Raw genomic sequence first — 24,452 nt, forward strand, 5'->3', positions numbered from 1 at the left:
ATGAACAATCCCTTATTAGAATCCTTCAATACCGCACCCTTTTCCAAAATAGAAAACAAACATTTTCTTCCCGCCATCAGTCAATTGATAGCGGATACAAAAGTAGAAATAGATAAAATTACTTCAAATTCTGAAAAACCTTCCTTTGAAAATACGGTGGAAGCATTAGAATTTACCGGTGAAAAATTGGATAGGGCAACCAGTATTTTCTTCAATTTAAATAGTGCTGAAACCAATGAGGAAATCCAAAAGATAGCACAAGAAATCTCACCGATGCTCACCGAATTCAGCAATGATATTTTGCTGAATGAAAAACTGTTCCAAAGAATAAAATCGGTTTATGAGCAAAGAGAATCCCTAAATCTTTCAGAAGAACAACAAATGTTGCTGGAGAAAAAATACAAATCGTTTTCTAGAAATGGCGCCAATCTTTCCGAAGAAAAGAAAAAGGAATTGCGAAAAATAGATGCGGAACTTTCTAAGTTAAAACTTACGTTCGGAGAAAATGTGCTGGCCGAAACCAACAAATTCGAACTTCATCTCACAAATAAAGAAGATTTATCCGGACTGCCCGAAGGCGTAATTGAAGCTGCGGCCCAAACAGCGGAAGAAAAAGGAAAAGAGGGATGGATTTTCACCTTGGACCATCCTAGTTATGTTCCATTTATCACCTATGCCGACAATCGGGAACTTCGCAAAAAGATGGCAATAGCCTTTGCAGCCAAAGGATTTCATAATGATGAACTGGACAACCAGAAAAATGTTCTCCAGATTGCTAAACTGAGATATGACCGGGCCAAATTATTAGGCTATAAAAGTCACGCGGATTTCGTCTTGGAAGAACGTATGGCAGAAACTCCCGAAAAAGTAAAATCGTTCTTAAAGGAATTGCTAGAGAAAGCCAAACCTGCTGCGGAAAAGGAATTTGAAGAACTAACCAATTTCGCCGAAAAGTTAGATGGAATTGATCGTCTGGAAAAATGGGATGGTGCGTATTATTCTGAAAAATTAAAGCAGGAACGTTTCAACCTAGATGATGAAAAATTAAAACCTTATTTCGAATTAAAACAGGTAATAAAAGGTGTTTTCACAGTAGCAGAAAAGTTATACGATTTACATTTTGAGGAAGTTCAAAATATCGACAAATACCATCCTGACGTAAAAACATATGAGGTAAAGGATGGAAAAAATGAATTGGTTGCCATCTTTTACGCCGACTTCCATCCACGTGCTGGTAAAAGGAATGGAGCTTGGATGACTTCCTATAAACCGCAACAGATTAAAGATGGAATAAACGATCGCCCTCATATTTCAATTGTCTGCAATTTTACAAAGCCAGTTCAAGGTGCAAATGCGAAACCATCCCTGTTGACATTTAATGAGGTAACCACCTTGTTTCATGAATTCGGTCACGCACTTCACGGAATGTTGGCAAACACCAACTACCCTAGTTTATCGGGCACAAGCGTCTATTGGGATTTTGTGGAATTGCCCAGTCAAATTTTGGAGAATTGGTGCTATGAAAAAGAAACCTTGGAACTTTTTGCGACCCATTATAAAACGGGAGAACCAATCCCCATGGAATATGTTGAGAAAATTAAAGAATCAGCCACTTTTCTGGAGGGAATGGCTACTCTGCGCCAACTCAGTTTTGGATTATTGGATATGGCTTGGCACGGCCCTTCGACTGAGTTTACATTGAGCGAAGTCGAAATGCTCAGGGACCTTGGTGCAGGAGTAAATGTTAAAGATTTCGAGGTAGCTACATTTGCCGATACACAATTGTATCCGGATGTATTGGAAAATTGTATGAGCACCTCGTTTTCCCATATTTTCCAGGGCGGATATTCATCAGGTTATTACAGCTATAAATGGGCGGAAGTTCTGGATGCCGATGCTTTTGCGTATTTTCAGGAAAAAGGTCTTTTCAACAAAGAGATCGCGGACAAATTTAAAAATTTCGTGCTGTCGCAAGGAGGAACCCAGGACCCGATGGAACTTTACATTAAATTCCGCGGCCAGAAACCCGATCCAGAGGCACTTTTGAAAAGAGCGGGATTGCTATAAAATAACTGAAGAACAGTCAAATATTGAAGCAAAAAACCGTCTCGGAAGACGGTTTTTAACTTTAAGAAAACATGCAAATTACTTCTTAGGACTAAAGTTTTTGAAAACCTTATTATTTTTATCAAAGCTAAATTTATACAATTTAGGTAAGTTGAGAGTATTCGGATTATTCGTAGAAGCTCGAGGTGATGGCGGACCATTGATCTCAAATTTCATAACCGGAATTAAATTGGTATTTCCACTTTCATCTGCGGGAGTCAAAACTCCCTCTGATGGATTGACACCTTCTGTGGTTGCAATGAGCTCTCCTCCATAATGCACTACAATGGTATAATTAGTATTTGGAGCTATATCGCAATTGGCATATAAATCAACTAAGACTTGATATTCTCCATAAGGAATTGTAACCGATGGATCATCTTCATAATAAATATTCTCGTTGTTAATTCCATCAATTTCGCAAGCAGGATTACTATCGACGTCTAATTGTCCTCCACTAGTTGAAACCGTATTGCCAAAATAGATTTCAGTACTATCTGGCTCTATCAAATGCAGATCCACGTCGTTAAGCTGATCCCAAACAAGGTTGACCTGCAGCAAGCCTGTACCAGCCTCCAACAGATTAACGACCAGATCTTGGTATTCACTAAAATTACCTTGGCCATCGCTCACCGCAAATCTAATCGTAAAATTGTCCGCAACTTGCTGCCCGATAATAAGTCGGATATCCATCAAAGACATTATCCCTCTATTAGCACCATTTCGGTCGGCAGTGATGGGAACTGTGTAATACCCTTTCTGATCTTTCACCCCAACAATTGCCTCCGTAGCGCCGTCGCTCGCAGAAAGATGTATAATGTTACTTCCTCCTGCCAAAATTGTTGGATTTCCGGTAATACCTAAAATCTCCAAGGATTCTGAATTACTTCCCGGCAAGGATTTTCCCTGAAAATCACCATTTGCAATACCAAAATATGCTTTTTCAAAATCAGCACGGTTGACGGTTTCGTCTTCTTCATCTTTGTCTTTGCTACACGAAGCCACAAGACCTCCGACGAATAAAAGGATCAACATAATTTTACCTAGTTGGAAAAAAATTCCACTCCTGTTTTTCATTTGTTTTGAATTATAGTTAATAAAATAGTTACAACTAATTAAAGGTAGAAAAAAGTTGTGATTCCCATTATTTCGAGGCATTATTTTTTTTATGGCTGCATAAAAATATTTTGTTCACCTCACGCTAAGTCTACTGTTCTTAAGTAATACTAACTATGAAGTCTAAAAAATAAATCTAATTTTAAAAGCGTGAATAACGTTCAATTTGAAGCAAGAAAGATGTCAAAAAAAGACCGGTTTCAAAATTTTCGCAATAGATGACTAAATAGATAATTAATGTAGAAAAATATTAAATTAACAAGCCGATGGTTTAGTTTAGAATAAACTTCTTGGTCAAGATATGATTGTTTTCTAAGGTAAATTTTACAATGTAGAATCCACCACTAAATTGGTTGAGATCCATATTGCCATCTTTACTTTTCAGACGTGAAGAAAATATGCATTGGCCCATTATATTATAAATAGCAACCTCGCTAACCATTGATCCCGTATTTTTCAGCCGATAATTTAAAGTTTTGTCCTTGACGAAAAAACTCATTGCGTCTACTGAATAATCATTTATTCCCAGAGCTTCGGGTTTGGCAGCTTCAATAAGAAATTCCAGGCCTAGCTTGGTAAATTTCACGGCGTGGTTTGGAGTGTTAAAAAAAGAATACACATCACTTGGACTATGGATATTTGGATTATCCTGACCCATTGCGGCTTCAAATGGAAAAGCTGTTTCATACCCATTCTGCGCCCAACTTGCGTGATCTGAACAAGCATAACCACACTGGGTATAGTTATAGGTAAAATTATGGTCCGCATTGGCATTGGTGGCATTATAATGATCCATCAAATCTGTGAGAAAACCGCTTAATCCTGAACTATTATATGAGTCCGTGGTAATATAAATATCACTGGAAGAACCTTTGTATCCCGTCATATCAAATTGCACATACGCCAGAACATTCACCCCATTACTTGCATATTCTGCGGCAATTTCCTTAGATCCTACCAAGCCAATTTCCTCTGCAGCATACGCCATTACTTCGATGGTTCTATTTGGAACAAATTCTTTTTCCAGAAGGACCCGCACCATTTCATTAAGGGAGGCAATTCCTGAAGCGTTATCATCGGCACCGGGTGCGTCATTTTTGTCCCAAGAGGTGGAATCGATATGACCTCCAATAATTACAAATTCATCGGGGTTGTTTGCACCATCAATTGTTAAAATCACGGAAGGCATTGGCGTATTCACGTGTTCAAAAATACGTGTGTGCATATCCGTTCTGCCCGCGGCAACGATCATGGCATCCCACTTTGCTTGTTGATCGAGCACTGCCTGGACAGCCTGTGGTTTGGTATGGTACCGCGTCCCATAGCTCTGAAGAGCTAAAATATCATTTTCTATATTTATGCCATCTACAAGATCTAAGCACTCATTTACCAAAGCATCCTCAGTAATGGAATAATCCATTTCTGCAGTTCTGCCCGCCACTACATTCAGTGCTGCAAGAGCCTTTTCCTTTGAAGCCTGGAAGATATATCCAGGTCCATGGGTGCGTACATTATCATGGATTTTATGCAATACTTCCTCAGACAACAACACAGCGGCTTCAGAATCATGTGTTGCCAAAATTTCAACGGCCTCCGGATAAAGATTTTGAAAGATTACGGCATCAGCGGCATCCATTGTCGCGTAAATAGATGTACCATTCTGCGCCATAACCAAAGTTGGCAGCATTAAGCTGAAGAATATTCCAAAAATAATTTTTTTCATTTTAATGATTTTAAAACATTGTTTCTGTAAAAATAAAACTTATGACGAAGTTTCTGTCATTAGTTTAATGTTTTATTCTTGATATTCAAATCCTTTGGATAATTTGTGAAATGTCGTTTAAACTTCCTTATTTTTGAGAAGAGCTTTAAACAATTTTGAATTTGGAAACTCTCAATCCCGAAAAATGGGTGGATAAATATGCGGATTATCTTTACAATTATACCATTGTAAGGGTGAACGATCCTATCGTAGCCCAAGACCTTATATCAGAAACTTTTTTAGCGGGACTTAAAGCAAAAAAAAACTTTAAAGGACAAGCAACCGAGCGGACGTGGCTTATTTCCATCCTTAAACGGAAAATAATAGATCACTATCGAAAAAGCAATTCTGCAAAAGGACAGGCAGAAATGCATATTTCTTACAAAGACCCTGATTCTGAAGGAGACTGGTTAGAGGAAAATGCTTCGGACCCATTTGACAGGACTGCCGAGGATTTAATGGAAAATGAAGAACTCCGTTTGGCAATTTTGGATTGCATGGGAAATTTACCAGACAGACAGGCAGAAATTTTTACTATGAAAACAATTGATGGCTTTGATACCGACGTTGTTTGTAAAGAATTCAATATTACACCGTCTAATCTCTGGGTTACCATCCATAGGGCGCGCAAGTCCTTGATGGAATGCTTGGAAAAAAATTGGCTTAAATAATTATAAATTATGATGTTTCTTTTTAAATGCAGCGAGACTGCCAAAGTTTGCGACAAAAGTCAATATAAGGAAGCTAGTATCCTTGAAAACATCAAACTGAAGTTGCATTTATTACACTGTAAATGTTGTAGAAATTATTCTGAAAACAACTGTAAATTGACCAAGTCGATAAAAACGGCACATATAAAAACGTTTCCCGTTCAGCAGAAAAAATTTTTAAAAGCCCAGATAAACAAGGAAATGCAGAGTTATCCTAAAACCTGAGTATTTTTCAATAACACGTATAGAATCCACCAAAGAATGGGAGTACCTTCTATCCAAAATGATGCGAAGTAACGACTTTGATAAGGTTTTGAAATTATCAACAGCCCTCCCAAAATCACCGAAAAAACAAAAAGACTGGATAAATAAGCTAAATCGGTGTTTTCTTTTAAAAATTCGAAAACCAAACAGATTAACAAAATTCCTTCCCCCAACATTTTCGTACCCCATACCCCTATCTGTTGTGGAAGTGTTTTCAAATTGAGCGCATCGTAAGGGACATCACGAATTTCAAAAGGAATCATGAGGGCAACGACAATAGTCATTCTTTGAAAAAACGTGAGCAAAACATCTCCTGAAATGTCCGCTCCAGCCGCAGTTATAGGAACAATTACCGTAATTCCGCCCCAAACAAATGCCACAATAAAAATTTTTATTCCCGTAAGACTGCGCAAGTTTTTATGCCGAATTAACGGCACGGCATAAAAAAAGGTGGGAACACCAAAGCAACCGGCAATTAACAATAGCTTCAAAGGAAGATGAAAAGCAGCAAAAAGAAGAATAAGGAAACAAATGGCAGAGAATATCTGGATAGCTTTTAACGAATGCGCCAAATGTCTGTGATGTAGCCCAGCAATCTTCGCGTATTTCACAAAATTATAACCAGTTATTGCTCCAAAAAATATGAACATCAACAACTGCGTTGAAATTGTGATTCCATATTCTAAAACTGTAATAAATGTAAGGGCGACAACGGCCAGCGCCACATGGATACTACTATTAATGTAGAACGCAAAAAGGTGTCGTAAAAGCTTCATCAGACCAAAAATAATCAAAGGACAAATACGCGAACCAAATAGTTTATAAAAAATGTTTTTCAACCCTCCAAACATTACTAATTACGGGTTAAAAATTGTAAATTTGCGACCTTAATTTCAATCCTAATTTGATGAATACAGATATCTTTGCTTTAAGGCATATCGGTCCCCGAGAAAGTGACCTTCCCCAAATGCTGGAGACCGTTGGTGCCAGTTCTCTTGATCAATTGATGTATGAAACCGTTCCTGATGATATCTTGATAAAAAAAGCGCTCGATCTTGATGTTGCTATGAGCGAACAAGAATATTTGGAACATATAACTGAGCTATCCTCCAAAAATAAAATATTTAAAACCTACATAGGCTTAGGCTATAACGAGGCTATTATGCCGCCTGTAATTCAGCGGAACGTCCTTGAAAATCCAGGATGGTACACTGCGTACACTCCTTATCAGGCAGAGATTGCCCAAGGGAGATTGGAAGCCTTATTGAATTTCCAAACTGCAATTACGGATCTTACCGGAATGGAGCTTGCCAATGCATCTCTATTGGACGAGTCTACTGCTGCTGCAGAAGCCATGTCATTGCTCTTCGCCGTTCGCGAAAAAGAAAAGAAGCAACAGAATGCTTCAAAATTCTTTGTTTCAGAAGAAATTCTTCCTCAAACTCTTGCACTTCTACAAACGCGCTCAGAACCGATAGGTATTGAACTTGTGGTAGGCAATCACGAAGAATTTGATTTTGCCGAGGATTTCTTCGGCGCTATTCTTCAATATCCTGGACGTACCGGAAAGGTGCATAACTATAAAGATTTTATCCAAAAAGCCAATGACGCGCAAATAAAAGTAGCCGTTGCAGCGGATATTTTGAGTTTGGTAATGTTGGAATCTCCTGGAAATTTTGGAGTGGATGTAGTTGTAGGAACAACCCAACGATTTGGAATTCCGTTAGGATATGGAGGACCTCATGCCGCCTATTTTGCTACGAAAGAAGAATACAAAAGAAATATTCCTGGACGCATTATTGGGGTAAGCAAAGACGCAGATGGCAACCGTGCCTTGCGTATGGCGCTTCAGACAAGAGAACAGCATATAAAAAGAGACAAGGCAACATCCAACATTTGTACGGCACAGGTTCTTCTCGCGGTTATGGCAGGAATGTACACCGTTTACCACGGACCAGAAGGTTTAAAGTACATCGCCCAAAAAGTGCACAACACCGCGGTCACTCTTGCCAGCAATTTAGAGAAATTAGGATTTGAGCAAATAAACGAAACCTTTTTCGATACAATTGCAATTAAGACCGATGCTACCAAAATTAAATTCCTGGCCGAAGCGAAAGAGGTAAATTTCTATTATCCCGATAATGCAACTGTTTCTATTTCTATTAACGAAACAACAACCATAAAAGACCTTAACAAAATACTTTCAATTTTTTCCGAAGCGGTTAAAAAAGACTCTCAAAAAATAACTGAATTGGAGATAGGAAATAAAATCCCTGAAGAAGTTGCAAGAAAAACAGAATTTCTTCAACAGGACGTATTTAATTCCTATCACAGCGAAACTGATATGATGCGCTATATTAAAAAATTGGAGCGCAGAGATCTTTCCCTTACCCACTCAATGATTGCATTGGGTTCCTGTACAATGAAATTAAATGCTGCCGCAGAAATGCTGCCGTTAAGTGATCCAATGTGGGGGAATATGCATCCCTTCGTACCGGTTGAACAGGCCGAAGGCTATCAATTTGTATTGAAAAAACTAGAAAAACAACTTACCGAAATCACGGGATTCGCAGCTACTTCCCTACAGCCAAACAGTGGAGCACAAGGTGAATTTGCGGGTTTAATGGTAATCCGGGCCTATCACGAAAGCCGAGGGGACACCCATAGAAATATTTGCCTTATCCCATCTTCTGCCCACGGTACAAATCCTGCGAGCGCAGTAATGGCCGGTATGAAAGTAGTTGTAACCAAATCTACGGATGAGGGAAATATAGATGTTGAAGACCTTCGAGAGAAAGCGGTAAAATATAAGGACAATTTAGCCTGTCTAATGGTTACTTATCCATCTACACATGGAGTTTATGAATCGGCGATCCGTGAGATAACTGGCATCATCCACGAAAATGGTGGTCAAGTTTATATGGACGGCGCAAATATGAATGCTCAAGTAGGATTGACAAATCCCGGTGCTATTGGTGCGGACGTTTGTCACTTAAACCTGCATAAAACCTTTGCAATTCCTCACGGAGGTGGAGGGCCCGGTGTTGGACCTATTTGTGTCGCTAAGCAACTAGCCCCATTCCTACCTTCCAATCCTATAATCAAAACAGGAGGTGAGGAGGCAATTTCGGCAATTTCAGCGGCCCCATTTGGCAGCTCATTAGTTTGCTTAATCAGTTATGCATATATCTGCATGCTGGGTGTGAACGGCCTGAAAAAAGCTACCCAGTACGCTATTCTAAATGCCAATTACATAAAGGAAAGATTAAATGGCCATTACGAGGTTCTTTACGCTGGTGAGCGCGGCCGTGCTGCCCACGAAATGATAGTAGATTGCCGTCCATTTAAGGAAAAGGGAATTGAGGTTACCGATATTGCCAAGCGTTTGATCGACTATGGTTTCCACGCTCCAACCGTTTCTTTCCCTATTGCAGGAACGCTAATGATAGAACCCACAGAAAGCGAAAGCAAAGTATCTCTCGACCAGTTTTGCGATGCGATGATTTCTATTCGGCGTGAAATTGAATCTGTTGAGAAGGACAATCCGAACAATGTTTTGAAAAACTCACCACATACGCTACAATTGCTAACTGCAGATAACTGGGATTTCCCTTATACTCGAAAAGAAGCAGCATTCCCCATGGATTACTTGTCAGAAAACAAATTCTGGCCTTCCGTGCGAAGAATTGATGACGCGTTTGGTGATAGAAACTTGATCTGTACTTGTGATCCAATTGAAAGTTACATGGAAGCTTAATTTAGAGGTTAGAGGCTAGAGCTTAGAATGAGAAATATGGATATGATGCCAGAATACCAAATCTAGGCGACTGACCACAGATCACTGAACACTGAGCACTGATTACTAATTTTTCCGTATTTTTATTAAAAATTTTTCCCCGTATGAATGTAAAAATAACAGGAATAGGCAGTTATATCCCGAGTACAGTTGCTAAGAATGAGGAATTTGGCAAGCACCACTTCTATAATTCGGACGGAACCCCTTTTGGCCAAGAAAATGAGACGATCATTAAAAAATTTAAGGCCATTACAGGAATTTCGGAAAGACGCTATATTCCCAAGGATTTGAGCACTTCGGATATGGCAACCTTTGCCGCGGAAAAGGCCATTCAGGATGCGGGGATTGATAAGGAAGACCTCGATTACATAATCGTGGCCCATAATTATGGCGATATCAAAAGTGGTTCTGTACAGAGCGATACGGTACCCAGTCTTGCTACAAGAGTTAAACACAATTTAAAGATAAACAAACCTACCTGTGTTTGTTATGATATGCTTTTTGGTTGTCCGGGTTGGTTGGAAAGTGTTATCCACGCCAATTCATTTATAAAATCGGGCATAGCCAAAAAATGCTTGGTAATTGGCTCAGAAGCGCTTTCTCGAGTAATAGATCCTCACGATCGCGATTCGATGATCTACAGTGACGGGGCAGGCGCATCAATACTGGAAGCAACTGAAGAAGATGGAGGTATTCTCTCTCATTTTAGTGCCACTTACGCTTTTGATGAAGCACATTTTATCTTCTTTGGAGAAAGTAATAATTTGGAAAATAAGGATAATCGGCGCTATATAAAGATGTTCGGTCGAAAGATTTACGAATTCGCGCTAAATCATGTACCCGATGCAATGAAAACTTGTTTGGAACAAAGTGGCTACGGAATCGATGATGTAAAAATGATCTTTATCCATCAGGCCAATGAAAAAATGGACGAGGCGATTGTTAATCGTTTTTATAAGCTTTTTGGTAAAACCACTCCCCATAAAATCATGCCAATGAGCATCAATAAATTGGGAAATAGTAGTGTAGCGACAATTCCTACTTTATACGATTTAGTGTTGAACAAGCAAATGGAAGGTTATTTCGTTCAGAAAGGAGATGTCGTAATTTTCGCCAGTGTTGGCGCAGGCATGAATATAAATTCGGTAGTTTATAAAATATAGATTTGTCCTACATTTAAGGGAAATTCACCATTATGAAACAAATTACATTTCTCTTACTCCTTATTTCATTTCCTTGCCTCTCCCAAATAGATCGAAATATGTTGTTGCATTATAAATTTGATGGCAACACCTTGGATGAAACCGCTAATAACTTCCATGGATTACCCAGCAATATAACCTATGTTGAAGATCGTTTTGGAAACGAAAATTCGGCGGTTTATTTTAATGGGACAAATAGTTTTGTCGATTTGCCTAACGTTCAAGAATTGAAACCTCAATTGCCCGTATCGTTTTCCTTTTGGATTAAATATGATAGTAGCAATTACCAGGATAGAGCTGTTTTTAACACATCGTTTGAGGAAGATATAAGTTCTGGTATCTTTTTCAATGCTGAAGCCGTTAGTGGAAAATACGGAGTAAGTTTTGGCGATGGCTCTTTTGCTTACACGCCAAATACCCGCAGATCGTATACCAGCAACCAAACGGTAGTTAATAATATATGGCATAATATTACGCTGGTAATCAATGGCCCTTTGGAAATGGAAATATATATTGACTGCAAAGAGGCCGGGGGAACTTACAGTGGTTTTGGAGGAGATTTATTCTACTCCCTTACTCCGGGTAGCTTGGGGAGACATGATCGGGATTTAGCTAATCCGGCAGATTACTTTAGAGGTTCTATGGACGACTTTAAGTTTTGGGATAGAGCTCTTAATCAAGAGGAAATTTATCTTCTTTGCGAGAATCTAGGTACTCCTGAAATAAAAGAATCATCCTTTATTATTCATCCGAATCCTGCTCAAAATCTTTTGCAAATTGAAGGAATTTGGGATGAGGACACCTCATTTCAAATCTTTGATTCCTTCGGTAAATTAGTTCGCTCCCACTCTTTAACAAGAGAAACGGATATTAGCGACTTATCAAATGGATTATATTATGTGAAATTTATAAGCGATAGGAAAATCTATACCCGAAAGTTAATCGTAAAATAAATTTTTAAAGCTTAGGAATATAGTTTTTGTATTATTCATTATGAGATATAGAGCAAGAATCTATTAAAGAAAATTTTTATTAAGCAAGATAGATTTTAAAATAAAATCTGGATTACGAAATCAATATTATGTACGAAGGAAATTTTCCCAAGAAAAGATATAAGCATACCCTCCTTTTTTTAAATGAAGTAATTTCCAAAAATGATAAAATTCTGGACCTAGGCGTAAAAAATCCCTTTTCGGAACTTCTAATCAAGGAAGGTTTTAAGGTAACTAATACCAAAGGAGAAGATCTAGACCTGGAAACCAGTATCGTAAAAACTAAGGAATTCGACGTAATCACAGCATTTGAAATATTTGAACATATGGTTGCCCCGTTTAATATCCTAAAAGATATTGAAGCTAAAAAATTGGTCGCCTCAATTCCATTAAGACTTTGGTTTTCTCCTGCTTATAGAAGTAAAACAGACAAATGGGACCGTCATTTTCACGAGTTTGAAGATTGGCAATTTGATTGGCTTCTTGAAAAATCCGGATGGCGAATTATAAAACGGGAAAAATTTACAAATCCTGTCAACAAAATGGGAATCCGACCTTTGTTAAGAAAGTTTACACCACGATACTATTTAGTTTATGCCGAACGGATTTAAATGGATTTCTGCATCATCATTCCTGTATATAATGAAGAGGCTTACTTAGAAAGGGCACTTCAATCTTTTGTTGACCAAACGGTTATTCCCACGAAAATAATTGTTGTTAACGATGGCTCAACGGATGGTACACAGAAAATAATAAATTCCTTTTCTGAAAAACACGCATTCATCGAAGGCACTACCTCGCATTCCACAAACTTACATGAACCGGGATCTAAAGTGGTAAATGCATTTTACACGGGATATAAATTGCTTGATAGTCGTTTTGATTTTATCGGAAAATTCGATGCCGATATAATTTTACCGCCAGATTATTTCGAAAAAGTTTTAGCGCTAATTTCTTCTGATGAAAAAATTGGGATCGCTGGAGGTAACCTCTATATTCAAAAGGGAAATGACTGGGGATTTGAAGCGATCTCCAAAAAAACAAAAGTGCGCGGCCCAATAAAATTATATCGATGGGATTGTTTTAAGGATATTGGGGGTCTGAAGAAATCTATTGGCTGGGATACCGTTGATGAACTTCTAGCACAATACCACGGTTGGAAGATAAAAACCGATACCTCATTGCACGTAAAACATCTAAAACCCACTGGGGAGGCTTACAGTTCGGCTGCACGTTTTAAGCAAGGAGAAGCGTTTTATAAAATGCGTTATGGTTTTTGGCTTACTTTTATTGCTTCAGGTAAGCTAGCCTCCCAAAAAAGAAGTTTTCGCTTCTTTCTGGATTCTTTGCGAGGATATAAGAAAGCAAAGGAAGAAAATTCGGATTTTATAATTTCAGATGAGGAAGGTTCGTTTGTTAGAAAACTTCGCTGGAATAACATTCTTCGAAAGATCGGACTTCGCTAATTCTAAATTAAAAGAACTTCTTCTAATAATTCAAAAGAGTTATAATCCCTATTTTTGCAAATAAATATTTTAATATGAATTTCAAGTTTTCCTTTCTCATAGTTGCATTTTCTCTTTCTCTAATTACATCTTCTTGTGTTACCGTGCAGGTCACTGATAATACTGTAATAGGTTCTGAGTTTGCCATAAATGAGACAAAACCTAAAAATATTATTCTGTTAATTGGTGATGGGATGGGGCTTAGTCAAGTTTCAGCGGCCATATATTACAAAGACGGCAAACCGAATTTTGAACGTTTCTCCACAGTTGGTCTGAGCAAAACCTCTTCATCTTCCGATTTAGTAACAGATTCAGCTGCAGGAGCAACGGTATTTTCGGCAGGAGTAAAAACCTATAACGGCGCTATAGGCGTGGACCGCGATACAATTGCCGTCCCAACCATTGTCGAGCAACTGTCAGGAGACGGCTACAGCACAGGAATAGTTGCCACTTCTTCCATACAACATGCCACTCCTGCTTCATTTTTTGCTCACGTAAAACACAGAAGAATGTATGAGGAGATAACAGAATTTGCACCAAATTCCGGAGTTGATTTCTTTGCTGGTGGTGGATTAAAATTTTTTAATGATCGCAAGGACAAAAGGAATCTGCTGGATAGCATGAAAGCGAGAGGTTATACCGTAATAACGGATAAACTTCCAACTAAAAATGTTCCGGGAAAGGAATTAATCCTCTTGGACCAAGATGGAATGCCAAAAATGAGCGAAGGTAGAGGTGATTTCCTGCCCAAAGCAACAGAGCTAGCACTTGCCAAACTTTCACAAAATGAAAAAGGCTTTTTCTTGATGGTTGAAGGTAGCCAAATAGATTGGGGCGGACATAGCAACGATGCCGATTATTTAATAGAGGAACTATTGGATTTCGACAAAACCATTGGGGTGGCTTTGGATTTTGCAAAGAAAAATGGAGAAACATTGGTAATAGTTACCGCAGACCATGAAACAGGTGGTTTTACATTATCCACCGATGGAGGAAATTACAACAAGATAAAACCCACCTTTTCCACAAAAGGTCATTCAGGAACAATGGTCCCTGTATTTGCTGAAGGGCCAGGAGCTTCCTTATTTAATGGCATTTATGAGAGCAATGAAATTTATTTTAAAATGATGGAAGCATTGGGAAGACAAATTGATTCTCTATAATTCGATCTTTTAAGATAAAGAAAATCATTTAGGAGGATTGAACAAAGTATTTTTTGCCTGAATCAAGAGTTCCTGTTCTTCCATCTTTTAATTCTCACTCATTTGTTAACGTTTATTTATCTAAAAACAGTAGAGTAATTTTAGTACTTTAGCCCGAGCAACCATTTTATGAAGTATTTACACGATATTGGCTCCTACTTTTTGATGTTGAAAAAGGTGTTTGGCAGTTATACCAAAACATCCGTGCTTCGACATCTTATATTTAAGGAAATTAATGATTTAATTATTAGCTCCTTACCTATCGTGGCTTTTATCTCTTTCTTTGTGGGAGGGGTTGTGGCAATTCAAACTGCCCTGAATATGGATAATCCCATTATTCCAAAAAGTCTGATTGGTTTTGCTACCCGTCAATCGGTAATCCTAGAGTTTGCTCCCACTTTTATGTCCATTATTATGGCAGGAAAGGTAGGCTCTTTTATTACTTCCAGCATTGGTTCTATGCGGGTTACAGAACAAATTGATGCCCTCGAGGTTATGGGAATCAACTCCCTTAATTATCTGGTATTCCCAAAAATTGTCGCCTTGATGTTTTATCCGTTCGTCATTGTTATTTCAATGTTTTTAGGAATTTTCGGAGGATGGGTTGCTGGAGTTTACGGAGGTTTTACAAGTTCTTCCGATTTTCTGCAAGGTATTCAGGAAGATTTTATTCCGTATCAACTTTTTTACGCTTTCTTTAAAACTTTGGTTTTCTCTTTCATTTTAGCTACCGTACCATCCTGGCAGGGCTTCTATATGAAAGGTGGAGCTCTGGAAGTTGGGAAAGCAAGTACCAATTCCTTTGTGTGGACCAGCGTATTGATTATCGCCTCTAACTATATAATCACCCAACTCCTTTTAAGCTCATGATAAAAGTTGACGATGTACATAAAGGTTTTGGAGATGAAAAAATCCTAAAAGGAATTACTACAGAATTCGATCGTGGTAAGACCAATCTGATTATTGGACAGAGCGGTAGCGGAAAAACCGTTTTGCTCAAATGTCTTTTGGGTCTCTTCAAACCAGAACAAGGCCGAATTTATTACGAGGATAAGGCTATTCAGGATATGGATGATGAGGAACAGCGTCAACTCCGTGAAAAAATTGGTATGCTCTTTCAGGGAGGTGCACTTTTCGACTCTATGAATATCGAAGAGAATGTAATGTTTCCACTTCGTATGTTTACCAAGCAGAAAAAATCAGAATTACTGGATAAGGTGAATACGGTTTTAAAAAGAGTAAATCTTGAAAATGTAAATAAAAAATTTCCCGCCGAAATCTCTGGAGGAATGCAGAAACGGGTTTCAATTGCTCGAGCCATTGTAAACGACCCAAAATTTCTATTTTGTGATGAGCCAAACTCAGGCCTCGACCCAAAAACGGCAACCCTTATTGACAATCTAATTCAGGAGATTACCCACGAAAATAATATTACGACAATAGTTGTAACCCACGATATGAACTCGGTAATGGAGATAGGAGAAAAAGTGGTTTTATTGAAAGAAGGAAAACTGGCCTGGCAAGGTACCAATGAAGAAATATTTAAGACTGATAATGAAGATGTAACCAATTTTGTTTACTCTTCAGACCTCTTCAAAAAAATTCGGGAAGTTCAGAATAAGGAAGCCTAGGGACTTTCGATTAGCAGGGTATCCAATTTCATTTTTAGCTTTAGCCATTTTTCAATTTTAATAGTATTTGCCTTTCGCTGTTTTAGGGGAACGTTAGATTTCCAAAGTAAACTTATTACCGGAAGGGTGTCGATTTTATCAAAATTGGTCGTTATCTTATTTGAAAATCCGAAACTTTCCAATCCGTCGTAATTGATCTGGATTTCCTCGCTCAATTGTTTAAAAGGAACGCTTTTGATTTTCATCATGGCAATCTGATCTTCCAGAAATCGGATTCGTTCTTCCTTCGATTGAATCAATTTTTCATTTTTAACGTATAAGTCCTCTAAAATTCCAGCTTTCACTTCACCAGAAAGTCGTGCCGCCATTTCCCCACTCTGGTCCGCACCTTGATAAATTCGCAACTTCACATCATTCATCTTATCCGTTTCTTCCAGTTTTGATAGCCACTCTGTTATTTTGGCTTGCGGCACGGGACGTCCTATAAGGTAGACATCAATATCCTTCGACTTATAATCGTGGGTGAATTTTACAATTTCAGCTCCTTCATACTTAATGATCGTACGGACAAATTCCTTGGCCTTAGTTTCAAAAACCTGTTGGTCCAATAACTTAATGAACAACCAGACGCTGGGAATCATCACCGCAATTGCAATCAAGGTAGCAATTTGCGAAGTTCTTTTTCGTCTTTTGCTATTTGCATAGGCCACCATGGGAAAGCGAAGAATCTTCGAAACAATAAAAGTAGAAAGAGCGATAAAGACAGCATTGATAGAAAACAGATATAGCGCTCCTCCAGCATACGAAGCATTACCTACCGCCAAACCATAACCCACCGTACATAGTGGGGGCATTAAGGCAGTAGCAATGGCAACTCCAAAAATCACACTTGCTATAGTGCCGCTTTTGGTCTTTGCAACAATCAATCCCAAGCCACCAAAAATCGCTATGAGCACATCGAGAATGGTAGGATAGGTCCTGGCCAATAATTCGGGAGTTTCTTCTGTGAGAGGAGAGAGCTTAAAATAGAGAAAAGCCGTAAGGACACTCAAGAAAACCATTACCGCCAAGTTGATAAGCGATCGGCGCATCATTCCAACGTCATTAATAGCTACGCCCAAACCAATGCCCACAATAGGTCCCATTAAAGGGGAAATAAGCATCGCTCCTATTACCACAGCGGTACTGCTCACATTTAATCCAATGGAAGCAACGAAGATGGAGAAAATCAAAATCCACGCCGTATGGCCCTTAAAAGGAATATCCTTCTTTACGGCTTCTATTGTAGCATCGCGATCCGAATCGGATTGAATGTCGAACAATTCCCATAGAAATTTTTTAATATCCACCCACACCTTCCCCTTCGTGGAGCTGAATTCACTTTCCGCTTCATTGGGAGTGATATTTATTTCGTCTTTATCAGTTGAATCAACCATTTAGAGGTATTTATTTCCAAATTTATCCGAAACGTCATTTAAGAGAGATTTGATTTGCTGTTCTTTTGCTTTTGGAAATATAAGCAGCACGTCTTCCTTATCTACCACAATATAATCCTCAACTCCATCCAAAACCACAAGTTTTTTCTTAGTGGTAAATATCATATTGTTATTGGAATCCGCAAGAATGGTATCGGCATTAACTACGGTATTGACATTTGAGTCTTTGTTTAATTTATCGTGAAGTGCCCCCCAAGTACCCAGATCGTTCCAATCGAAGGTTGCCTTTTTCACAAACACATTGTCTGCACGTTCTAAAATACCATAATCGATTGAAATATTATCGGCCTTCGCATAGTTTTCAGCAATGAATCGATTTTCTTCGGAAGTATTAAAAACAGATTTTCCGTTTGAAAACAAAGAATACATTTCTGGCAAATATTTTTTAAACGAGGCAGAAATACTTTTTGCACTCCAAATAAAAATACCGGCATTCCAGACGAAATTGCCACTCGATAAAAATTGTTTTGCTGTTTCGTAGTCTGGTTTCTCCCTGAATTGCTTTACTTTTTTTATTTGGTCCTCACCGTCCTTTTCGCTTTCTATATAACCGAACCCCGTATTGGGAAAGGTGGGAACTATTCCCAATGTCATCAACACATCGTTTTTACGGGCGTTTTCAAAACATATTTGAAGATCTTCAGAAAATGCCGTGTCATCCTCGATCCAATGATCGCTTGGGGCAACCAACATCAAGGCATTTGGGTTTTCCTTCTGGATTTTTAATGCTGAAAGTAAAATACACGGCGCCGTGTTTCTCATTGCCGGCTCCAAGACTACCTGTTTCTCTGAAATGTCCGGTAACTGCTCCAGAGTAAGATTCAAATATCGCTCGTTGGTAAGTATATAAATATTTTCTGAAGGAATAAGTTTGTTCAGCCTTGTAAATGTTTTTTGAAGCAGCGTCTGGCCCGTTCCCAACATATCGTGGAACTGTTTTGGGAAATCCTGGGTGCTCACCGGCCAAAACCGAGAACCGATTCCACCTGCCATAATTACTGCGTAATAATCCTTATGCATATTTTTTATTTTTAGAGACAAAGTTAAGAAGTTACAGGACTTAAGGGAAACAGAAACCACAACTCTCAGGTAAACTTGACCCACGACTAAAGGGAAACACGAACCACGACGATATTCAAAAAAAACTACTTCCTAAAATTAACATAAATCGTTTTTTTCCATTTCTCTTTTATCCGAACCTACTAAGTAGTAGTTTCAAAATTTATGATTTTGTTTCCTCCACATAATATGTTGAAATTTCAAAAGCCTTGAGTCTTACATTAGTGTATTATGGTTCAAAAAGTCGTTCTCCAAAAGTTCGCGTTAAAAATCGGGACAGGCTATAGTTAAAGGTTCCTTTTCGACCTGTTTCTAGTTTCCTGATTCTTGGCTCTCATTCATCAAGCTATTTGGAGTGCTTCCTATTTCAAAAATTCTACTTCGGCATTGGGATTAAAAAGATAGGTTTTTCCTGTTGACACCTCTATACACTCAAACCGTTTAATCCGTTGGTTCCCCCGTTTGAATATTCTGCCATTGTGCAATCTGAAATGGCTGCCGTGCGGAATCTCAAAGATATAATTTTTATCGTTCTCAGGGTCGAATTGCTTTAGGGCCAGAGAAAGTTTAGCATCCGTATCGCTGGAAGCTTTTGGATTTTTAAAATGGCGCGCCAATAAGGGCAGAAGTTGTGTGGGAAAAATTTCCGGTCGTAAAAAAGGAAGCATTAAAATTTGAAAGGTCCGCTTCCATTCCAGGCCGTGGGGTTTGATGGAATGACCGTATTTTAGAAAAGCTTCCAAGTGCGCAACTTCATGAACCAAGGTAATCAAGAACCGATATTTGTTCAGGGAAGCATTTACGGTGATTTGATGTTGGCCATTGCCCATTTTGCGATAATCACCGTGGCGTGTAACCCGTTCATTAACAATCTTGAGATGGACTTTATGTGATTTGATCAAGGCAAAAACGGCTGGCACGGAAGCTTGTGGAATATACTTTTCGAGAATTTCAGTCATAATGATTTCTAAACCAGATATTTCTAAAACTATCAAAAATACCCACACTTTCTTAAACATTTAGGGTTTTTCCTTGAAAAAAAAATCAAGTTTAAAATTATTTCTACTTCCACATCTTTTACTTCCAATATGTTACTAAATATTTCATGCGCAGATGTAAATTTCTCTTTGATAATTGAGATTTTCGGAATAGATTTGCCCTCTATTTAAATTCAGTCTAAATAAAAACAATGTACAAAATGAGATTCATCACATCTTTCATATTCATAATATGCGCACAAATGATGTTTGCGCAAGAAACAACACTTGTAACGGGTACCATCACCGATATGGGCAACCAACCAATTCCCTTTGCGAGTATTTATCTCCCAGAGCTTAAAAAAGGAACTGCCGCCGATGAAGACGGTAAATACAGTATTGAGAATGTCCCTTATGGTAGATGGCAACTTACTGCAAGCGCGGTTGGATATAAATCACTATCTGTTACCATAGAAACCAACGCCACAAGTTTAAGTAATATCAAATTTCAACTTGTTCACGATAATGAATTGGAGCAAGTGGAAGTTTTCGGAAATCGAAACGACCATCCAGATAAAATTGAATCCCTTACCCGTTTGCCTCTAAAACCTTATGAGCAAATACAAAGTATATCCGTTCTATCAAGTAAATTGATTGAAGATCAAGGAGCTTTGACTATTTCTGAGGCTACAAAGAATGTTCCCGGGGTTTATACGTTTGCGACTTACGGGAATAAGCGGGAAAGCATGTCATCTAGAGGATTCCGAGGAATTCCAATCCTGAAAAATGGGGTACGTGTCAATTCGGATTTTCGTGGGGTAGGAATATTGACCGACATGCAAGGTGTAGATAATATTCAGGTCTTAAAAGGAACTGCTTCAATTACCCAAGGCGTAGCAACAGATTTAGGAAGTCCAGGTGGGGTGATAAACATTGTAACAAAAACTCCAAAATTCACTCAGGGTGGAAGCGTTAGCCTTCGTTCTGGAAGCTACGGAGAAATCCGACCCACCTTTGATGTGTTTGGCCCCTTGAACAGGGAAAAGACCATAGCATTCCGTTTAAACGGAGCATTAGAGCGCGCTGATAATTACCGCGCGTTGGTTGACAAGGAAAGTTTTTATTTTAATCCATCCTTTGCTTGGAGCATTGATGATAAAACCAAATTAATCTTGGAGCTGGACCATTATTACGATTCACGAACTCCAGATTTGGGAACCATAAACCTCGATGAGAATGATGTAAATGCAATTTATGACCTTCCACATTCCAAATTTCTAGGTTTCAAGAATGACAGATCCATAACCCAAAACACTACCTACGCAGTTAGAATGGAGCGCGAACTCAGCGATAAACTAACTTTAAGAGGAGCCTTTTACAACTCTTCGCTAAATTTAAACGATAAGGGCGCAGGTTTGGGTGTAGCCATAAAGGAAAACGAAGTTGCTAAATACAATATTCGCCAAAGAAAATATGCAACCTCAACCAGAAGTGATAACAACAGTGTTTTGCAATTTGACTTAATTGGAAACAATGTATATACCGGTTCAATCAAACATACTTTTCAAATTGGTTTTGACTACAGTTCCAATAATTTTTCAACTACCAGCCAATCTGCAGGCGTAGTTGATACTATCAACGTATTTCAAAATATAGAACACGTATTGCCAAACGTAAGTTTGGGTGCAACAGTTAATGGTGGAGGAAAAACACATTCTATAGGTTTTGTTGTCCAAGATGTAATATCGTGGAACACTTGGTTTAAAACTTTCCTAGGTGCCCGTTTTAGTTCCACCGAAACAATAGCTGAAGTAGAAAATACGCAAAGCACTGCCTTTAATCCTTTAGGGGGAATTGTAATATCTCCTATTAGGAACATAAATATTTTCGCTTCCTATACTAATAGCTCGTATCCTAGAACAGCGGCGTGATTGGGCCAAAATGGAGAGGAACTTGGAAACGAAAGATACGATCAATTTGAAACTGGACTTAAAACTTCTTGGTTAAATGACAGATTGCGATTTAATTTGACTTTGTACAAGATAAACAACAAAGACATAAACCTACCCGTTTACGACGATACGTGGACCAATATCCTCTATTATGCCAAAGGTGGTAACGACCAACGCCAAGGAATTGAAGTAGAACTCACTGGCCGACCCTTGGAAAATCTGGAAGTAATCGCTGGATATGCCTATATCGATGCCCAATATAAGGATCATACTTCTTATGTATATGGATCGGCTCCACTAAATACGCCAAAACATACTTTTAATGCCTATGCCAATTATTCATTTAGAAGTTTTCTTCCTCATCTATCGGTGGGTGCGGGAGTTTATTTCACCGGGGAACGCCCAATCAATGATTGGTCTTCAGGTCCCGTAACCCACGAAGGAATTGTTCCAAACCAGAAACCATTTGATGTCGATGCTTATACTCTTGTGAATTTTCAAGCAGAATATCGATTTGATCAAAACTGGAGTTTACAGGTTCTGGTAAACAATGTATTCGACAAAATTGGATATAATGCATATCGAACAAGCTACATAAACCAGACAGATCCCAGAAGTTTTGCTGGAGTTGTACGCTATAATTTTTAGTTGTTTGAATTGTTAAGTGTGTAAAAGGCACGACTCAGGTTGTGCCTTTTATTATCCACCCCTCTGGAATTTCAAATTTTCCGAGATCGCAAAACGACTTACTTAAAATTTTCTTGCTCATTTATGAAATCGAAAAATTATACTGTCCGTAAATTTATTAATGACCTCCACCTTTGGTTGGGAATAGGTAGCGGAATCATTCTTTTTATAATATGTCTAACGGGTACAGTACTCACTTTTGAAGAAGAGATAAAAAGTGTTTTTTCTGATGAAATTTTGGTTTCACCTAAGGCAGAAACCCTTTCAATAGAAGAGTTAACTGAAGCTTTAGCCTCTGAAGGCGAAGTCATAAGAGTGTCCATTAATCCGAAAGACACGAAACCTTATGAGTTTTCAGTAAAAACCACCCCAGAAGATAGACGTGGAAGCCTCTTTTTTGTAAATCAATATACCGGTGAATACGCAAAAGATGTTCCGAATGCATTGGATGGTTTTTTTATGACTATGTTCAAAATGCACCGATGGCTACTTTTGGATATTTCCATTGGCCGCCCCTTAGTGGGTATTGCCACCATCATTTTTTTAATACTTTCACTCACCGGAATTGTATTGTGGTTTCCAAATAAAAAACTAAAAAAACTAAAATGGAAACAGCTAAAACCCGGATTGAAAATCGCTTGGCATGCCAAGTGGAAGCGCATCAATCACGATCTGCATGTAACTTTAGGCTTTTACACCGCCATATTTCTATTAATTATGTCCCTAACTGGTTTGTTTTGGTCGTTTGAATGGTACAAAGAGGCTGGCAGTGCCGTGTTGGGAGCTGAGGTTTTTGGAGCGCGCGGCGGAGGACCTAAAATAGATTCGAAACTGAAAAAAGATGAACTGGAAGTTAATTTTACCGCAATTCTAGAAATTATCGAACAAGAACTCCCATACAAAGGAACAACTGTACTACAAATTCCAAAGAATAAAAAAGAAATTTATAGGATTAGAAAATATCACGATCAGGATTTCTTGCAAACCGCTACAGACAATCTAATAATTGATAGAGATGGCGTGGTGCTATCCAAGGAAATCTTTTCAGAAAAACCGTTGAACGTGCAAATTGCAAATTCCATACGAGCAATCCACTTAGGATCGATCTTTGGATGGTTTTCAAAGATGATTTATTTCATCTCTTGTTTGATTGCAACAAGTCTTCCCGTTACCGGAGTTATTATTTGGTTAAACAAATTGAAGAAAAATTCTAAAAAGAAATCCAAGAAAAAAATAATCAAGGCGTAGTACTCGAAACCTGAAGTATTTTTCCATTGTAGAATTTATTCCCCGTAAGGGAAAAATCCATAATATATTCTGCCATTTCAATAGGTAATAGCGGAGCTTTTAATCCCGGAAATGCTTCTTCAAGCATTTCTGTCTGAACCGAGCCAATCGCCAAAGCATTGAACGATGGGCCGCTTTCCTTATACTCTTCTGCGAGCAATTCGGTTAGGGTAAGAATAGCACCTTTACTGCTGCTATATGCGCTAAGACCTGGAAATTTCACGCTGCCCTGCACGCCGCCCATACTACTTATATTCACTACGTGGCCATCCTTTTTCATAAAGGGCAATACTGTGCGCATTAGTGTTGCGGGCCCAAGAACATTGACAATATAGCATTCCTTAAATTCTTGGGAAGATAACTCCGAAAAACTTTTGCTTACCAAATAACCGGCATTGTTAATGAGAATATCCACCTTTTTCATGGCTGTTTGAAGATATCCACCAAGTTTTACTATTTCGGATTCATCAGAAATATCAAATGAAAGAGCCGAAACGTTTTTCAAATTAAGATCTGAAATTGGTTTGGAATTTCGTGAAAGCGCGAGCACATTATGTCCAGCTTCAGCAAAAAGTTTTACCATTTCAAATCCAATTCCCCTGGAAGTTCCGGTTATGATTATGTTTTTCATGTTATTCTTTTATATTGATTAATTCTTGGGTGGACTTAAGAACTTCGAACGTCCCGAAACTTTTTCCATTTTAAACG

General features: G+C 38.5%; 20 protein-coding genes. 13 read left to right on the forward strand and 7 right to left on the reverse strand.

Annotation, left to right across the window (positions count from 1 at the left end):
* Positions 1 to 2,067, forward strand: coding sequence for a M3 family metallopeptidase (locus tag EI546_RS08280; RefSeq protein WP_128250102.1), 2,067 nt, complete (start codon positions 1 to 3; stop codon positions 2,065 to 2,067).
* A 78-nt stretch (positions 2,068 to 2,145) separates the two neighbouring features.
* Here the strand turns inward: EI546_RS08280 and EI546_RS08285 are convergent, their stop codons facing one another.
* Positions 2,146 to 3,141, reverse strand: coding sequence for a hypothetical protein (locus EI546_RS08285; protein ID WP_128250103.1), 996 nt, complete (start codon positions 3,139 to 3,141; stop codon positions 2,146 to 2,148).
* 352 nt (positions 3,142 to 3,493) lie between these two features.
* A complete protein-coding gene (locus EI546_RS08290) occupies positions 3,494 to 4,945 on the reverse strand; it encodes a M20/M25/M40 family metallo-hydrolase (protein ID WP_128250104.1) in 1,452 nt (483 codons plus the stop codon).
* 161 nt (positions 4,946 to 5,106) lie between these two features.
* Between EI546_RS08290 and EI546_RS08295 the strand changes: the two genes are divergently transcribed.
* The gene (locus EI546_RS08295; RefSeq protein WP_410198305.1) at positions 5,107 to 5,655 is read left to right on the forward strand and encodes a sigma-70 family RNA polymerase sigma factor; all 549 of its coding nucleotides are present in this window, start codon (positions 5,107 to 5,109) and stop codon (positions 5,653 to 5,655) included.
* A gap of 248 nt (positions 5,656 to 5,903) precedes the next feature.
* Here the strand turns inward: EI546_RS08295 and EI546_RS08305 are convergent, their stop codons facing one another.
* Positions 5,904 to 6,734, reverse strand: a complete 831-nt coding sequence (locus EI546_RS08305) for a UbiA prenyltransferase family protein (protein ID WP_128250107.1) — start codon at positions 6,732 to 6,734, stop codon at positions 5,904 to 5,906.
* A 131-nt stretch (positions 6,735 to 6,865) separates the two neighbouring features.
* Here EI546_RS08305 and gcvP point away from each other — a divergent pair, with 131 nt between their 5' ends.
* From gcvP to EI546_RS08345, 8 genes are all read left to right on the forward strand, one after another.
* Positions 6,866 to 9,715, forward strand: a complete 2,850-nt coding sequence (gene gcvP / locus EI546_RS08310) for an aminomethyl-transferring glycine dehydrogenase (protein ID WP_128250108.1) — start codon at positions 6,866 to 6,868, stop codon at positions 9,713 to 9,715.
* Positions 9,716 to 9,858: 143 nt separating this feature from the next.
* Positions 9,859 to 10,917 carry a 3-oxoacyl-ACP synthase III family protein gene (locus EI546_RS08315; RefSeq protein ID WP_128250109.1) on the forward strand — a complete coding sequence of 353 codons (1,059 nt, stop codon included), beginning with the start codon at positions 9,859 to 9,861 and terminating at the stop codon, positions 10,915 to 10,917.
* A gap of 32 nt (positions 10,918 to 10,949) precedes the next feature.
* On the forward strand, positions 10,950 to 11,909 hold the full coding sequence (locus EI546_RS08320; RefSeq protein WP_128250110.1) for a LamG-like jellyroll fold domain-containing protein: 960 nt from the start codon (positions 10,950 to 10,952) through the stop codon (positions 11,907 to 11,909).
* Positions 11,910 to 12,037: 128 nt separating this feature from the next.
* The gene (locus EI546_RS08325) at positions 12,038 to 12,559 is read left to right on the forward strand and encodes a class I SAM-dependent methyltransferase (RefSeq protein WP_128250111.1); all 522 of its coding nucleotides are present in this window, start codon (positions 12,038 to 12,040) and stop codon (positions 12,557 to 12,559) included.
* The gene (locus EI546_RS08330) at positions 12,560 to 13,414 is read left to right on the forward strand and encodes a glycosyltransferase family 2 protein (RefSeq protein WP_128250112.1); all 855 of its coding nucleotides are present in this window, start codon (positions 12,560 to 12,562) and stop codon (positions 13,412 to 13,414) included.
* A 74-nt stretch (positions 13,415 to 13,488) separates the two neighbouring features.
* Positions 13,489 to 14,616: an alkaline phosphatase gene (locus EI546_RS08335; protein WP_128250113.1), complete on the forward strand. Its 1,128-nt coding sequence runs from the start codon at positions 13,489 to 13,491 to the stop codon at positions 14,614 to 14,616.
* 168 nt (positions 14,617 to 14,784) lie between these two features.
* Positions 14,785 to 15,525 (forward strand): MlaE family ABC transporter permease, encoded by a 741-nt coding sequence (locus EI546_RS08340; protein WP_128250114.1) that lies wholly within the window; start codon positions 14,785 to 14,787, stop codon positions 15,523 to 15,525.
* On the forward strand, positions 15,522 to 16,286 hold the full coding sequence (locus tag EI546_RS08345; RefSeq protein WP_128250115.1) for an ABC transporter ATP-binding protein: 765 nt from the start codon (positions 15,522 to 15,524) through the stop codon (positions 16,284 to 16,286). Before EI546_RS08340 ends, EI546_RS08345 begins: the two co-directional genes overlap by 4 nt.
* Here the strand turns inward: EI546_RS08345 and EI546_RS08350 are convergent.
* From EI546_RS08350 to EI546_RS08360, 3 genes are all read right to left on the reverse strand, one after another.
* On the reverse strand, positions 16,283 to 17,722 hold the full coding sequence (locus EI546_RS08350) for a DUF389 domain-containing protein (RefSeq protein WP_128250116.1): 1,440 nt from the start codon (positions 17,720 to 17,722) through the stop codon (positions 16,283 to 16,285). The genes EI546_RS08345 and EI546_RS08350 overlap by 4 nt on opposite strands.
* Positions 17,723 to 18,802 carry a mannose-1-phosphate guanylyltransferase gene (locus EI546_RS08355; protein ID WP_128250117.1) on the reverse strand — a complete coding sequence of 360 codons (1,080 nt, stop codon included), beginning with the start codon at positions 18,800 to 18,802 and terminating at the stop codon, positions 17,723 to 17,725.
* Between the two features lie 401 nt (positions 18,803 to 19,203).
* A complete protein-coding gene (locus tag EI546_RS08360; RefSeq protein ID WP_128250118.1) occupies positions 19,204 to 19,800 on the reverse strand; it encodes a SprT-like domain-containing protein in 597 nt (198 codons plus the stop codon).
* Positions 19,801 to 20,081: 281 nt separating this feature from the next.
* Here EI546_RS08360 and EI546_RS08365 point away from each other — a divergent pair, with 281 nt between their 5' ends.
* The 3 genes from EI546_RS08365 to EI546_RS08370 all read left to right on the forward strand — a co-directional run bounded on the left by EI546_RS08365 (position 20,082) and on the right by EI546_RS08370 (position 23,705).
* Complete coding sequence (locus tag EI546_RS08365) at positions 20,082 to 21,749, forward strand: TonB-dependent receptor (RefSeq protein ID WP_240673083.1); 1,668 nt, start codon at positions 20,082 to 20,084, stop codon at positions 21,747 to 21,749.
* Positions 21,750 to 22,418, forward strand: coding sequence for a TonB-dependent siderophore receptor (locus tag EI546_RS16485; protein ID WP_240673086.1), 669 nt, complete (start codon positions 21,750 to 21,752; stop codon positions 22,416 to 22,418).
* A gap of 123 nt (positions 22,419 to 22,541) precedes the next feature.
* Entirely contained in the window at positions 22,542 to 23,705 is a 1,164-nt protein-coding gene (locus tag EI546_RS08370) for a PepSY-associated TM helix domain-containing protein (RefSeq protein ID WP_205649728.1), read from the forward strand.
* On the opposite strand, the gene EI546_RS08375 is transcribed toward EI546_RS08370, so the two are convergent.
* Positions 23,695 to 24,375: an SDR family NAD(P)-dependent oxidoreductase gene (locus tag EI546_RS08375; protein WP_128250119.1), complete on the reverse strand. Its 681-nt coding sequence runs from the start codon at positions 24,373 to 24,375 to the stop codon at positions 23,695 to 23,697. The genes EI546_RS08370 and EI546_RS08375 overlap by 11 nt on opposite strands.
* Between the last annotated feature and the right edge of the window lie 77 nt (positions 24,376 to 24,452).

The organism is Aequorivita sp. H23M31 (genome assembly GCF_004022485.1).
Classification (GTDB): domain Bacteria; phylum Bacteroidota; class Bacteroidia; order Flavobacteriales; family Flavobacteriaceae; genus Aequorivita; species Aequorivita ciconiae.